The sequence below is a fragment of the Nitrospira sp. SG-bin1 genome, from assembly GCA_002083365.1.
Lineage (GTDB): Bacteria > Nitrospirota > Nitrospiria > Nitrospirales > Nitrospiraceae > Nitrospira_D.
The window spans coordinates 90,572-103,754 of record LVWS01000033.1 but is presented as its reverse complement, the minus strand read 5'-3'; the positions used below and the strand labels follow the sequence as shown (position 1 = coordinate 103,754).

Sequence of the window (13,183 nt, the reverse complement as noted above, 5' to 3'; positions counted from 1 at the left end):
TGGCATCAGGATAACAATATGTTGATGTCGTTCACATCAATTGAGCGTCTCGCCGATACAAGTCAACCGGGTCATCCCCGTCTTGAACAACATGCCGTTCATCTCTGGGGGCTGGAGCTCCACGGAACGTCACAAAGTTTGGAGCGCTGTGCGGGGTGGTTGGATGAGGGAGAGCGGCATCGAGCGGCCCGTCTGGTTCGCGAGGAACATCGGCGGCACTATGTGTTGGCACACGGAGGTCTCAGAGCCGTGCTCGGCAAATACCTCGGAGTCCCACCGGATAAAATCGTGCTGGATCACAGTGCCACAGGCAAGCCCTTCCTGGCGGGGAACCTACGAGATCGATCTGCGATCACGTTCAATTTATCCCATGCCCATGGCCGTGCGCTCATCGCCGTCTCCAAAGGACAGGAAATCGGAGTCGACCTTGAACTCGTCCGTTCGGATGTCGACGTTACGAAACTATCTGAGCGATTTTTCGCGCGCTCCGAACATACGGCAATTGAGGAGTCGCCCCCGGAACGGCGCGCGAGAATATTCTTCCGCTACTGGGTGGCGAAAGAGGCACTGCTCAAGGCACAGGGTATCGGTCTCCAAGGCTTGTCCCATTGCGAGATTCTTCTTGAAGCGGACGGAGTCGACGGGGACGTTCGGGTTCGATTGGGTAGCCTGTTCCCAGATACGCTTAGCGTACTTCTGCTCCCCTGTGAACCGGGATGGGAAGCCGCCGTGGCCGCTCGGAGATTAGAATCGGTTACTCAGTGCGACTTCGAGCAACGGTCACCGCCTTAGTCGACAGAGTCCTCGTCACACAACACCCGCGCTCACAAGTCATAGGATCGGCGGCAAGTCGTCCGCAGGGCGGATAACCGGTTCCACGGTCACGGTGGCTTTCATTGAGTCGGAAATCAGACAATTGCGCTCGGCTTTTTCAATCGGCTCCCTGGCCTTGACCGCGTCACTTCCGGACTTCAAGGCGAGGGAAGGTTTGATGGTGATCGTCGTGAATCGGAATTTCCCCTCCACCAATTCCAGCCGGCCCTCCGCCGTGCTTTCGTAAGCGGAAAAGGCGAGTCCGGCTCGCTCGGCCATGGCCAGAAACATCGTCATCAAACAGACGTTGGCGGATGCCACGAAGAGATCTTCCGGGGACCACATGTCCTCATGGCCTTTGAACTCCGGAGGAGTGGCCACCTGAACATCCGGTTTCCCAGCGCAGGAGATGATTCCCTTTCGCTGTTCCGTCCGCTTCACGGCGGTTTGGTACAGATACACTTTGCTCTTGTGTTCCATTCGTCCTCTTCACTTCTTGCGATCGGCTGTCATCTCGCACTTTCTTCACGGCTTGATATAGATCCAACCCTGTTCTTGTCTCTGCATGAGTCTCACCATCGCCGGTACCGTATCGCCTACCTCATCGATCAAATCCTCTCTTGTCACCTTGAGAGTCTTCATGGTGTTGGAACAGGCGGTGTAGCGCACGCCGGAGGTGCGTTGTAAGTCAGCCAGTTCCTCCGCCAATGGCGTCACTTTCTTGATGAGGAGAGGGAGGGCTGCCCCATGCACGACCAGTTCAACCGTGAGATTCTGGGGCCCGAGTTCCTGATGGAGATTCCTGATGTTGTTCAGCGCGGCGCGCTGAACCTTTTCGTCGCCGGAGTTGAGGTGAATCACAACCCGGTGCGACCGTTCCTCGGTCGATTGCGCCGCCACCGACATCCCAGGACCGGAATAGGAGGAGGTCCAGACAACCACGCAGGCCAACGTCAGTAATGGTCGGATCATCATCGCTCCTTTGGCAATCGAGCGGGATAGCCGGATGCTCCGACACAGTGCCGGCCACGTTCGCACCAGTGTATCAGTTTTTATGCTAGGCGGCATGAGGCGAGACACGGATGAGTCAACGCGAGTCCTTGACGGTCAGCACCGGACTGGTCGCCTGGCGTAACACCGCCTTGGCCACACTCCCAAGGGGCGGACTGGTATGGCGTGCGGCGTGTGTTCCCATCACGATGAGATCACAATGGTGTTGAAGGGCTCCGGCGAGAATCGAGTCTTGCGTGATACCATCCCGAATCTCCTGCTCCGCAGCGAGACCGTACGAGCGTGCCCTGGTCGCTAGCTCGGTTAATCGGCTTAGCCACACCGTGCGGTTCGTTTCCTCGTTCGCGACATGGATCGTATCCTGGGGGTTCTGGCACGGTTGCAGGACATGCATCAACACCAGGCCGGCTTTGAGCCGGTCTGCCAACCACATCGCATACTCCAGAGCATTCAACGAAGATGTGGACTGGTCGATCGGCACCAGAATTCGACGAATCAAGACCGCCGCCGACTCACTTAGGGAACAAGGGCTGGCTTCTTTCTGCGGCAACGGGACGGATAGGACGGGACAGGCGGCGGCACCGATGACCCGTTCAACGGTACTTCCGATCAACCCAAACGGGGTGTGTGTATGACCTTGCATTCCCATGACAACCAAATCGGCGCCCAGTCGCTGTGCCGTACTGACAATTTGGTCACTGGGTCGCCCTCTCACCTGGCTCATGGTGACGGCAATTCCACCGGCGAGCAATTTGCGCTGCTCTTCGAGGAGCCGACTTACTTCGTCCGTTCTCTCAGGATCTGACTCATGGTCGTCTCGTTCTCTCGGCCCTTCGATCACGTGCAGTAGGTCCACGGGGAGGGTGAGGCGGGCGGCGAAATATTCGGCATAGACCCGTGCACAGGCGGAACTTTCTGAAAAATCCGTAGCTAACAGTATTCGAGACCCCATCGTATGAGACATCGGCGCGTCAGTCCATTATCGTGGTTCAACCCACCCTTGCATCCCGCACGTCGTCGTTACCCCCGACACTTCAAGCAGGTACGCCTCTATCCGGAAATCTGCATGCAGTGACGCTGGAGGGAAAAGCTCCTCCTTGATAGGACACGCTTCAGGATGATCGATTCGATCCGAAGTTCCCGTCTGCTCAATGGCACCGTAGAACCATAGAGCCATCCGCGGCGATGTGCCAACTGAATAGGAACACCCCGAAAACGAGCCGCGGCATGTTTGATATGACGCCTCACCACCACCAGGACGGTGATACGTATCTGGTCATACTGACAAGGCATGAGATACTAGGCGAGACACTAGCTCGACCGTCAGCCGAACGTTTTGCTGACAAATCGTCCAAGATAGAATGTGATCACGATGACGGCACAGGCGATGATCAGGTGTTCTCCCACGACGGTCCACGTCGGCAGCTGTTGGGCTCGAGCCATGATCCAACTAAGGAGACAGAGTAAGCTGATTCCCCAAATGAGGCTCGCGATGACGGCCGTTTCCAACGACAGCAGCAGGACCGGAATCGCAAAAGAGACGGCGACCGTGAACTTGGCCGCAAACGTGACGGCGGTCGATTCCCACACATGAGCACTGGGACCGCGTCGGTTGGCTTCTTCCGCGATGTGGATTCCCAACGCGTCAGACAACGCGTCGGCGATGGCGATAGTCAAAATACCCCCGAGAACCGCAGTTCGTGAATGAGTTCCCGAATGAAGACCGACGATGAGCCCCACCGTGGTGATGACCCCCGACGTCAGTCCGAAACCGAGCCCGGTTTTCCAGGAGGCTTTCATACTGGTGCATCGGTTCATCAGCGTGGGAATGTCAGAACATAGGCCAACACGTCTCGGACGGCTTCGTCTGATAGTTTTGACTTCCAGGCATCCATGGCGGTATTCGGTCGCCCATCGTGAATGTTCTTCACAAGGCTGGAATCCGACTTCCGAAGCACATCACTTGATGTCAGATCCGCCATGGGAGGATCAAACTGGACAACTCCGTCCCCTTTTCCCTGCGGGCCGTGACAGGCCACACAATACTTCTCATAGATCGTTTTGCCTCGTGCGAGATTTCGCTCACCGGCTTCAAGATCCGCCGTGGACGCCACGAGCCAACAGGCCGTCGTCAAGGCACACAAGACGTTGAACACATAGCCGCTCTCGACATCCATTTCCATTGGTCCTTGGAGTATCGTTACCGTCGGCATCCCGGTGAACGCTGAACGCAGTCTCGGACCCACGCTGCCACCTGATCCAGCATCACGGCGACGGCCCGGTTGGCGGCCAGCACACCGCCGTACGCATTCTCACTCGATGCAGGTTCGGCTACCTCAAACGTCTGCATGCCCACGATCGACGATTGCTTCATGTCCACGAGCTGCATGCGGGCGGTCAACCTGACCCGGCTGGGCTGTTGGAAAAACTCCTGTTGTAAAGTCAATCCATACGAATCGAGACGATAATCTTCCGGAACCGCACTCGGCAAGGACACGACGTCACGCCAGACGCCGCTCTCGCCCAGAACCTGCACGAGCAACGGCAGGAACATGCGTGCCGGCGCATCGGCCCATTGATTGAGCGCGTAATACTCCAACTCATACGGCCGTTTGACGTACACCATCCGAGGCGTTTCGAACCCCGGCTCGGCCTGCGGTAGGCTGACTAGAAGGACCGGCGCACCGGCATCGGCGGCGCGCGTGTCACTGCGTCGGTTGTCCAAGCTTAATTGATAAGTATGGGTCTTCGGAGCCTCCCCGAAGGGAGACAGACACCCGGCCGTCGCCATCAGCAACAGTGCGTACCCCACATATGCCAATCGATAGGTCATCGTCGCATCAACGCACACTGCTATTCCCCTGGTCCGCGTACCGGTGCCTTTTTTCCGAACACCAGCGAGCTCGGCTCCCGCTCCAATTCCCGCGCCACACGAGTCAACGTACCCGTCAGCTGCCGCAGTTCGGTTACCAACAAGCCGGCCTCGGGCAGAGTCCGGCGGGTGAACTGCTGCAATTCGGGCCTGGCTTCGTTGACGACCGTTCCAACGGTCTTGCTCGTGCGGGACAGTTCCTCCGTCGCCGTGCCGAGTGCCGCGACGCTCTTGTTGATGCCGGCCAGCAAGGTCGGAACCTCGGTATTCAGTGACGCCGTGAGCTTGACGAGATTGTCGGCGCTCTTGGCCGCCCCGTTCAAGCTTTGCTCGATCTGGGCCTTGTGCGCTGCGACGGTCTGGGCCACCTCCGAGAGATCCTTGATCGTTCGCTTCAGCATGGTGCGATTGTCTTCATCCAGGACCTGTGCCGCTCCCTTCGCGGCCGCATCAAGATCGACCAACAGTCGGGCCAGGCCTTCTTCCGAAAGTAAGCGGGAGACGGCTTCATCCAGGCGAACGAAGAGGGAAGGGCCTGTCTTGATGACCGGATACGTTTGTCCCTCCTGAGCCTGCAATGAAGGCGATTCCCGACTTCCTCCAGTCAAGTTGACGGTGGCCAGACCGGTGAGCCCCTGCGTTTCCAGGACGGCAATCGTGTCGATCTTGATCGGCGTCCCCCGCACGATGTCCATGGTCAGCAGCACCTCTTCCGGATTGTTCGGATTCAAGGCAATCGCCTTGACCCGGCCCACGTCGACGCCGCGGTATTTGACGGTGGAATCGACGCTCAATCCGGCCACCGACTCCTTCATATAGGCCTCGTACCGATCGTATGAACCCCGGTAGTCCGTCTTCCCCAGCCATAGAATACCGACCAGGACGGCCGCTCCCAGCAACGCCACGAAGGAGCCGACCAGGATATAGTTGACCTTGGGTTCCATCGTTTGTCCTTCAGTCACTCGGCATTGACGTGCTTCCGAGTTTCGGATGTTTAGTGTTGAGTCGAATGTGAACTCGTTCAACACTCCCAACTAAAAACCCAACGGAACGATGTGTTCGCTTACAGCTCCTTGTTCCAAGCCGCCTGTTCGCTCGCCGCGCGCCCGCGGGGGCCATGGAAATAATCTCGGACGATCGGGTCGTCCGATCGAGACAACTCCTGCATGGTGCCGACTCCCAGGACCGTTCCGCGGCCGAGTACCGCCACCCGATTCGCGATTCGCCACAGTGAGTCCAAGTCATGCGTCACCATCACCACCGTCAATCCCAAGAGGCTTTTCAACGAGAGAACAAGATCATCAAACCCCGCCGCGATGATCGGGTCGAGGCCGGCGGTCGGCTCGTCGAGAAACAAGAGCTCCGGATCCATGACGATCGCTCGGGCGAGCGCGGCCCGTCTCCGCATGCCGCCGCTGAGCTCGTTGGGATATTTCGCGGCACTGTCCGGCGGGAGTCCCACCATCGCGATCTTGGCGGCGACAATGTCGCGTATCAACCCGGCGCTCAGGGTCGTATGCTCGCGCAGCGGCACGGCGACATTCTCCGCCAGCGTGAACGAACTGAACAAAGCGCCGTGCTGGAACATCACGCCGAATCGGCGATGAACCGGGTGGCCGTCCCCCGTCTCCAATTTTCGGCTGTCCATTCCGAACAGCCGAATCGTACCGGCGGAAGGGGTGATCAGGCCGATGATCTCGCGCAGCAACGTGGTCTTGCCGCATCCATTGCCTCCGGCTATCGCAAAAATTTCTCCCCTGTGGATGGCCAGGCTGACGTCCTCGTGCACGACGGCCTGGCCGAATTTCGTGGCGACGTGGCTGACCTCGATCACGGGCGTCTCGATGTTCGCGGTCAACGGCATACAGGGCTACTTTCACACCGGCGTGCGCCGCTATAGATCCCACCAATTCAGCAGGATGCTGCAGAGGGCATCGAACACGATTACGAGAAAAATCCCTTGCACGACGCTGATGGTGGTATGCCGTCCGACGTCGTCCACCCCGCCCCTGATCTGAAATCCCTGATAACACCCGACCAAGGCGATGATCGCCGCGAAGAACGGCGCCTTCCCTAAGCCGATCAATAAGTGTCGCAGCGGGACGGCCTCCTCGAATCGAGCGATAAACTCGACGAAACTCACGTTGAGCTCTCCCAAGGCGATCAACATGCCGCCGAAGACACCGACCACATCCGCATACACCGTCAACAGAGGAAGGGCGATGACCAAGCCCAGCGACCGCGGCAGCACGAGCAGGTTCATGGGTGAGATGCCCAAGGTCCGCACCGCGTCCAATTCTTCCGTGACCTTCATCGTACCGATCTCGGCCGCATAGGCCGATCCGGAACGACCGGCGATGAGGATCGCCACGATCAACGGGGCGATCTCCCGTAACAGCGAGATGCCGACCAGATCTACGATGAAAATGTTCGTCCCGAATTTACGGAGCTGTTCCGCGCCCTGATAGGCGATCACGACACCGACCAGAAACGTCAGCAGGCCGGTGATCGGCAGGGCCCGTACGCCGTCGAGTTCCACGATCCGCAAGAGCGCTCTCCATCGGATGGTACGTGGCCGTATCAGCGCTCGACCGAACGCGATGGTACTTTCTCCGACAAATGCGAGCGCCCGCAAGACGGATGTCTGTCGGGAGCGCACAACTCGCGTGATGCGTTCCACCCACCTCGTACCGCCGACCGCAGCCTTTCGCTCGGACCAGGTCCACTGAGCCTCTACTTTGTGGAGCAGTTCGGCGAACTCAGGTTTCAATCCTTGGAGGGAAGTCTGTTGCCCCTTGCGCCGCACGCCGTCGAGACAGCGCCGCAACATGAGCGCACCGCCCGTATCCATGGCCGTCACGTCGCCGACATCGTAGAACACCGTGGAGGAACTCGGCCACTGAAGCGCTCGGCCTCTCCGCTCCAGTTGGGACAAGTTTGGAAGAGTCCAAGACCCTCGGCAGAGAATCACGTTATCTTGGACAGAGATGGTCGCCTGTTCCACTGTGCTCACTCCGTCGACCGCCTTGGCTCTTCACCATCTCGCATACCATCACCTCGAAAGACCGGCGGACAATCTTCCAGCTGTTGTTCACGTCGCCTCGAGGATGGCCTTGAGCTCAGCTCCGGTAATCACTTCCCGTTCCAACAAAAGCTGGGCTCCTTGTCGCAGCGCGGTTTTCCTCTCCTCCAGCAATCGCCTCACCCGTCCGTACTGCTCGTCAATGATCCGCCGCACTTCACAATCGATTTCACGGGCGGTTTCTTCCGAATAGTCGCCTTTTTCAGACGCGACCGGAAGCTGAAGGAACTGCGGTTGACGCTCACGTTCCAACGTGATGGTGCCCAATTTCTCGCTCATTCCGTACGCCTTCACCATGCTCTTCGCGATGTCCGTGGCCTTGACGAGGTCGTTCTGTGCGCCCGTGGAAGCTTCCCCGAAGATCGTTTCTTCGGCAATCCTCCCCCCGAGCAACACCGCAACTTTATTCTCTAATTCCGATTTCGTCATCAGAAACCGGTCTTCCGTCGGAAGCTGGAGCGTGTAACCGAGCGCCGCCACGCCGCGCGGAATAATGGAGATCTTCTGCACCTGATCGGAGCCCGGGATGGAAAGCGCGACGATGGCATGGCCCGATTCATGGAACGCCACCCGTTCCTTTTCCATCTTATTCAGGACACGATTTTTCTTTTCCAACCCGGCGATGACCCGTTCCACGGCCTCCTGCAATTCGGAAAGGCCCACTTGGTCTTTACCTCGACGGACCGCCAACAAGGCCGACTCGTTGATGACATTGGCCAGATCTGCGCCGGAGAATCCCGGGGTCATCGCGGCGATCTGCTCGAGATCGGCCTCCTGGCTCAACGCCACTTTCTTGGCATGAACTCGAAGCACATCCAGTCGGCCTTTTTTGTCGGGACGGTCTACGGTCACGTGACGATCGAATCGCCCCGCGCGCAGCAGCGCGGGATCGAGAATCTCCGGCCGGTTGGTCGCGGCCATGAGAATTACGCCGACCCGGGGATCGAATCCGTCCATCTCCACCAACAACTGGTTGAGCGTTTGCTCGCGTTCCTCGTGCGCCATGGGTCCCACGCCCCTGGCTTTCCCGAGGGCATCCAACTCATCGATGAAGATGATGCAAGGCGCTTTGCCCTTCGCTTGTTCGAACAGATCGCGAACGCGCGCCGCGCCGACTCCCACGAACATTTCGACGAATTCCGAGCCGCTGATGCTGAAAAACGGCACACCGGCTTCGCCGGCCACGGCGCGAGCGAGCAGCGTTTTGCCCGTCCCCGGCGGCCCGACGAGCAGGATTCCCTTGGGGATTTTTCCACCCAGCTTGGTGAATTTCTCCGGTGTCTTCAGGAACTCGATGACCTCCCGTAATTCATCTTTGGCCTCATCGACACCGGCCACGTCCGCGAACGTCACCTTGACGTCTTTTTCCATATAGATCTTCGCCTTGGACTGGCCGACCTGCATGAAACCGCCCTGCGCCTGCCCCAAACGACGGAAGATGAAGAACCAGATGCCGACGAAGAGGGCGACCGGAATGATCCACGACAGGAGATCCCGCCAAAAAGTGGATTCGATGACCCCGGTAAACATCACGCCATGTTGGTTGAGCTCACGGACGAGATCCGGGTCTTCGACCCGCACGGCCGCAAAGGCTTTCTGTTCTTTGGATTCTCCCTCCGGTTTCAGCTTTCCCGTCAGCACTTGGCTGGTCAGCGAGACTTCCGCCACCTTGCCGTCAGCTACCAGTTTTTTGAATTCACTGTAGGGGAGTTCCTCGACCTTATTGAGGGCATGAATGAAATCATGCACGATCACCACCGCCATGACGGCAAGCAGCACGTACCAGATGGAAAAAGAAACTTTATTGTTCATCGCTCTCCCTCCGTTTACGGGAATACGAGGGTCGCGACCGGAGAGCCGCTAAAACAAGAAATAGGCACCGGCTCCAAACGACTCGGTCTTCTGCGAGTAAAAGAATTGCCCATACGGATTATATCCATGATAGTAGTTGAAGAGAATCCGGAGGCGCTTGAAATATCCGGCCCGGGACATATCGATCCCCATGAGCAAATTGGTGTTGATGTACCAATCCTGCTCCTCGACGGACTTGAAGTCGGCGGTCAGGAGAGGCGTGAAGAGGATCGGATTCGAAAGCAGCCCAAACATATGGGATCGCCCCAAGGGCCTCGACGTCCGCGCTTCGAATCCCCATTGCGCGGTATTGCGGTCGATCCTGGAGGGTTGGCGATTGACCATGTACGCGCCTCCTCCATAGAGGCGCAGCCATCTCCGGACGTCATAGGACACAATCATATCGACTTCTTCAAACTGGAGGCCGATCGACTGAAAGCCGGGATTAGCCCCAAGGAATTCATCTCCGATGTGGCTACTCTGGTGATAAAAGCGTAGGCGCGCGGACCAGTTTCCATGGCGCCAGGTCAGTGGGATGCCCACATTGAAATCGACATTGATGAGCGCGGAATTCGACGTATCCAAGTCGAATTGCGCGAAAATGCCGGTCAGCAGACTGATCTGCCATCCGTTACATCCCCTGCGCCTGGTATAGAAGCCAAAATTCTCTCCAATCCCGACCGATCCGATGTTCGCATTGGTCCGTTCAAGGAGGGACTGGGTCGATTGCCAAAGGGCGAAGAATTGGGGTTGCTTCGGATCCGCCAAGAGGGGACGAAACAGATCGTCCGATGGAAACGTTTCACCGATCGTTTCCCCTTCGGAAAGCACGATCATTTGCTGGTACCGACAATCCAACACCTCCTCTGGAGCCTTCACATCATCATGTTTCTTGTCCGCTGAACCCTGCGCATACGCCCGGCCGCTCAGGAGAAACACGAGAGAAAGTATTCCGATAATCCATCGATCGCAACGCACTCTCCGGCCCATGCCTCTTCTCCCCTCTCACGTTGTAAGTTGTGAACTGAACACTCTTCATGGAGCCCCTTCGATAGCATATTGTGGGAGAAAATTCATAGGTTTTTAGAGACGTTGTCGACTGGATCGCCGTTTTCCGCAGAGCAACCGATCCCCAACGCGAGACCTCGTCCGCCTGCGTGCGTCCTTCACTGGGACGTGTTGTTCCGGTTCCATCTCCATTGCCGGATCTCCGGCATGTCTTCCCCATGCTCGGCGATGTACAGCTTGTGCTGGATGCGTTTATCCCGGAGGGCCTGTTTGGCATAGTCCGCACGAGAACCGCCCAACGGTATGCGATCGATGACATCGGCGACCAAATGAAACCGGTCGATATCGTTCATGACCGCCATGTCGAACGGAGTCGTGGTGGTGCCCTCTTCCTTATAGCCACGCACATGCAGATTCTTGTGGTTGGTCCGTCGGTACGTCAGTCGATGGATCAGCCAAGGATAGCCGTGGAAGGCGAAAATGATCGGTTTGTCGGTCGTAAAGAGGGAATCAAAATCCCGATCCGACAACCCGTTCGGATGCTCGGACGGCGGTTGCAGTTTCATGAGGTCCACCACGTTGACCACGCGCACTCTTACGCCCGGAAGGTACTCATGAATCAACGAGACCGCGGCCAATGTTTCCATCGTGGGGACGTCGCCGCAACAGGCCATCACCACGTCCGGTTCACTGTCCTTGTCGTTGCTGGCCCATTCCCAAATACCGATGCCCGCCGTGCAATGGATGACGGCTTGATCCATCTCGAGCCACTGTGGGGCAGACTGCTTGCCTGCGACGATCACGTTGACATGGTCGCGGCTGCGCAGACAGTGGTCGGTGACCGACAGGAGGGTGTTGGCATCGGGCGGCAGGTAAATCCGAATGACCTCGGCCTTTTTATTCACGACGTGATCGATGAAGCCGGGATCTTGATGGCTGAACCCGTTATGGTCTTGCCTCCAGACATGGGAGGATAAGAGATAATTCAATGACGCAATCGGCCTCCGCCAAGGGATGTGGCGGCAGCTCTTGAGCCACTTGGCATGCTGATTGAACATGGAATCGATGATGTGAATAAAGGCTTCATAGCAGGAGAAGAATCCGTGTCGGCCGGTCAGGAGATAGCCTTCGAGCCAACCCTGACATTGATGCTCGCTGAGCATCTCCATCACACGCCCGTCCGGCGCCAGATGGTCGTCGTACGGACGACGCTCCGCCACCCAGGTCCGGTTCGTCACCTCCAAGACATCCTGCCAGCGGTTGGAGTTGTTCTCGTCAGGACTGAAGAGACGGAAATTCCGGCTCTCCATATTCATCGCCATCGTGTCCCGCAGAAACGACCCCATGACGCGTGTCGCTTCCGCCTCGACGGCGCCCGGTTCCTTGACGGCCACGGCATACCGGCGGAAATCCGGGAGACGGAGCGCTTTGAGCAGAGTCCCCCCGTTCGCGTGAGGATTGGCGCTCATGCGATGGTCTCCCTTGGGGGCCAGTTCCGCAAGCTCGGCTTTGAATCGTCCGGTTTCGTCAAACAGCTCCCCTGGCTTGTAACTCTTCATCCACTGCTCAAGAATTTTGACATGGGCCTCCTTGTCCATGTCCCCCATCGGCACTTGATGGGATCGCCAGTAATCTTCTGTTCGCTTGCCGTCGATCTCGGATGGGCAGGTCCAGCCTTTCGGAGTCCTGAGTACAATCATGGGCCATTGCGGACGTTCCGTGGCCCCATTTCGCTGAGCAGCGTCCTTGATTCGATGGACGTCCTGCACGACAACGTCGAGCGTTGACGCCATGAGCTGATGCATCATGTGAGGGTCGTCCCCCTCAACGAAATAAGGACGATAGCCGTACCCATGGAAGAGCCGTTCCAATTCGTCATGACTGATCCGAGCCAAGACGGTGGGACTGGCAATCTTGTATCCGTTAAGGTGAAGAATGGGCAGGACGACGCCGTCGGTGAGCGGATTGAGAAACTTGTTGGAATGCCAGCTTGTCGCGAGCGGACCGGTTTCCGCCTCACCGTCACCGACGACACAGGCCGCGACCAAGTCCGGATTGTCGAATACGGCTCCGTACGCATGGGAAAGGGAGTATCCCAATTCTCCCCCCTCGTGAATCGAACCGGGTGTCTCCGGCGCCACATGGCTGGGGATTCCACCGGGAAAAGAGAATTGCTTGAACAACCGTTTCATGCCCGGCTCGTCCTGCGAGACGTTCGGATAGATTTCGCTGTAGGTCCCTTCCAGATAAGCACTGGCGACAAGCCCAGGGCCGCCATGACCCGGACCGGCGATATAGATCATATTGAGGTCATGTTGCTTGATGAGTCGGTTCAGATGCACATAGATGAAGTTCAGGCCCGGCGTGGTCCCCCAATGGCCGAGCAGGCGCGGCTTGATATGGGCGCGCGTCAACGGCTTCTTCAACAGCGGATTGTCATAGAGGTAAATCTGACCGACGGAGAGATAATTAGCCGCGCGCCAATAGGCATCCATCCTCCGCAGTGTCTCTTCATTCAACGGTGTGGTGTTCTTCATCATTGTGTT

13 protein-coding genes are annotated in these 13,183 nt (G+C 57.8%); 1 reads left to right on the top strand and 12 read right to left on the bottom strand.

From position 1 onward, the window contains the following. The first annotated feature begins 18 nt into the window (after positions 1–18). The gene (locus A4E19_04875; GenBank protein ID OQW32698.1) at positions 19–792 is read left to right on the top strand and encodes a hypothetical protein; all 774 of its coding nucleotides are present in this window, start codon (positions 19–21) and stop codon (positions 790–792) included. 39 nt (positions 793–831) lie between these two features. On the opposite strand, the gene A4E19_04870 is transcribed toward A4E19_04875, so the two are convergent. From A4E19_04870 to A4E19_04815, 12 genes are all read right to left on the bottom strand, one after another. Beyond that, positions 832–1,293: an osmotically inducible protein OsmC gene (locus A4E19_04870; GenBank protein ID OQW32697.1), complete on the bottom strand. Its 462-nt coding sequence runs from the start codon at positions 1,291–1,293 to the stop codon at positions 832–834. Between the two features lie 45 nt (positions 1,294–1,338). After that, the gene (locus tag A4E19_04865; protein OQW32696.1) at positions 1,339–1,785 is read right to left on the bottom strand and encodes a hypothetical protein; all 447 of its coding nucleotides are present in this window, start codon (positions 1,783–1,785) and stop codon (positions 1,339–1,341) included. Between the two features lie 115 nt (positions 1,786–1,900). Beyond that, positions 1,901–2,788 (bottom strand): hypothetical protein, encoded by an 888-nt coding sequence (locus A4E19_04860; GenBank protein OQW32695.1) that lies wholly within the window; start codon positions 2,786–2,788, stop codon positions 1,901–1,903. Between the two features lie 359 nt (positions 2,789–3,147). Then, positions 3,148–3,624: a hypothetical protein gene (locus A4E19_04855; GenBank protein ID OQW32694.1), complete on the bottom strand. Its 477-nt coding sequence runs from the start codon at positions 3,622–3,624 to the stop codon at positions 3,148–3,150. A gap of 17 nt (positions 3,625–3,641) precedes the next feature. Beyond that, positions 3,642–4,001 carry a hypothetical protein gene (locus A4E19_04850; protein ID OQW32693.1) on the bottom strand — a complete coding sequence of 120 codons (360 nt, stop codon included), beginning with the start codon at positions 3,999–4,001 and terminating at the stop codon, positions 3,642–3,644. Between the two features lie 23 nt (positions 4,002–4,024). Continuing rightward, complete coding sequence (locus A4E19_04845) at positions 4,025–4,675, bottom strand: hypothetical protein (protein OQW32692.1); 651 nt, start codon at positions 4,673–4,675, stop codon at positions 4,025–4,027. 2 nt (positions 4,676–4,677) lie between these two features. After that, positions 4,678–5,640, bottom strand: a complete 963-nt coding sequence (locus A4E19_04840; protein ID OQW32691.1) for a hypothetical protein — start codon at positions 5,638–5,640, stop codon at positions 4,678–4,680. A gap of 119 nt (positions 5,641–5,759) precedes the next feature. Next, positions 5,760–6,560, bottom strand: coding sequence for an ABC transporter ATP-binding protein (locus tag A4E19_04835; GenBank protein ID OQW32690.1), 801 nt, complete (start codon positions 6,558–6,560; stop codon positions 5,760–5,762). A gap of 30 nt (positions 6,561–6,590) precedes the next feature. Next, positions 6,591–7,709, bottom strand: a complete 1,119-nt coding sequence (locus tag A4E19_04830; GenBank protein ID OQW32689.1) for a hypothetical protein — start codon at positions 7,707–7,709, stop codon at positions 6,591–6,593. Between the two features lie 78 nt (positions 7,710–7,787). Further along, positions 7,788–9,590: a cell division protein FtsH gene (locus A4E19_04825; GenBank protein OQW32688.1), complete on the bottom strand. Its 1,803-nt coding sequence runs from the start codon at positions 9,588–9,590 to the stop codon at positions 7,788–7,790. Positions 9,591–9,638: 48 nt separating this feature from the next. Continuing rightward, positions 9,639–10,619, bottom strand: a complete 981-nt coding sequence (locus A4E19_04820; protein OQW32687.1) for a hypothetical protein — start codon at positions 10,617–10,619, stop codon at positions 9,639–9,641. A gap of 176 nt (positions 10,620–10,795) precedes the next feature. Next, positions 10,796–13,177, bottom strand: coding sequence for a phosphoketolase (locus tag A4E19_04815; protein ID OQW32686.1), 2,382 nt, complete (start codon positions 13,175–13,177; stop codon positions 10,796–10,798). Between the last annotated feature and the right edge of the window lie 6 nt (positions 13,178–13,183).

Excerpts from the sequence above, each read along its gene's own strand:
- A4E19_04815 (OQW32686.1), bottom strand. The coding sequence starts at position 13,177 with ATGATGAAGAACACCACACCGTTGAATGAAGAGACACTGCGGAGGATG.
- A4E19_04860 (OQW32695.1), bottom strand. The coding sequence starts at position 2,788 with ATGTCTCATACGATGGGGTCTCGAATACTGTTAGCTACGGATTTTTCA.
- A4E19_04835 (OQW32690.1), bottom strand. The coding sequence starts at position 6,560 with ATGCCGTTGACCGCGAACATCGAGACGCCCGTGATCGAGGTCAGCCAC.
- A4E19_04875 (OQW32698.1), top strand. The coding sequence starts at position 19 with ATGTTGATGTCGTTCACATCAATTGAGCGTCTCGCCGATACAAGTCAA.
- A4E19_04825 (OQW32688.1), bottom strand. The coding sequence starts at position 9,590 with ATGAACAATAAAGTTTCTTTTTCCATCTGGTACGTGCTGCTTGCCGTC.
- A4E19_04855 (OQW32694.1), bottom strand. The coding sequence starts at position 3,624 with ATGAAAGCCTCCTGGAAAACCGGGCTCGGTTTCGGACTGACGTCGGGG.
- A4E19_04840 (OQW32691.1), bottom strand. The coding sequence starts at position 5,640 with ATGGAACCCAAGGTCAACTATATCCTGGTCGGCTCCTTCGTGGCGTTG.
- A4E19_04820 (OQW32687.1), bottom strand. The coding sequence starts at position 10,619 with ATGGGCCGGAGAGTGCGTTGCGATCGATGGATTATCGGAATACTTTCT.
- A4E19_04850 (OQW32693.1), bottom strand. The coding sequence starts at position 4,001 with ATGGATGTCGAGAGCGGCTATGTGTTCAACGTCTTGTGTGCCTTGACG.
- A4E19_04865 (OQW32696.1), bottom strand. The coding sequence starts at position 1,785 with ATGATCCGACCATTACTGACGTTGGCCTGCGTGGTTGTCTGGACCTCC.
- A4E19_04870 (OQW32697.1), bottom strand. The coding sequence starts at position 1,293 with ATGGAACACAAGAGCAAAGTGTATCTGTACCAAACCGCCGTGAAGCGG.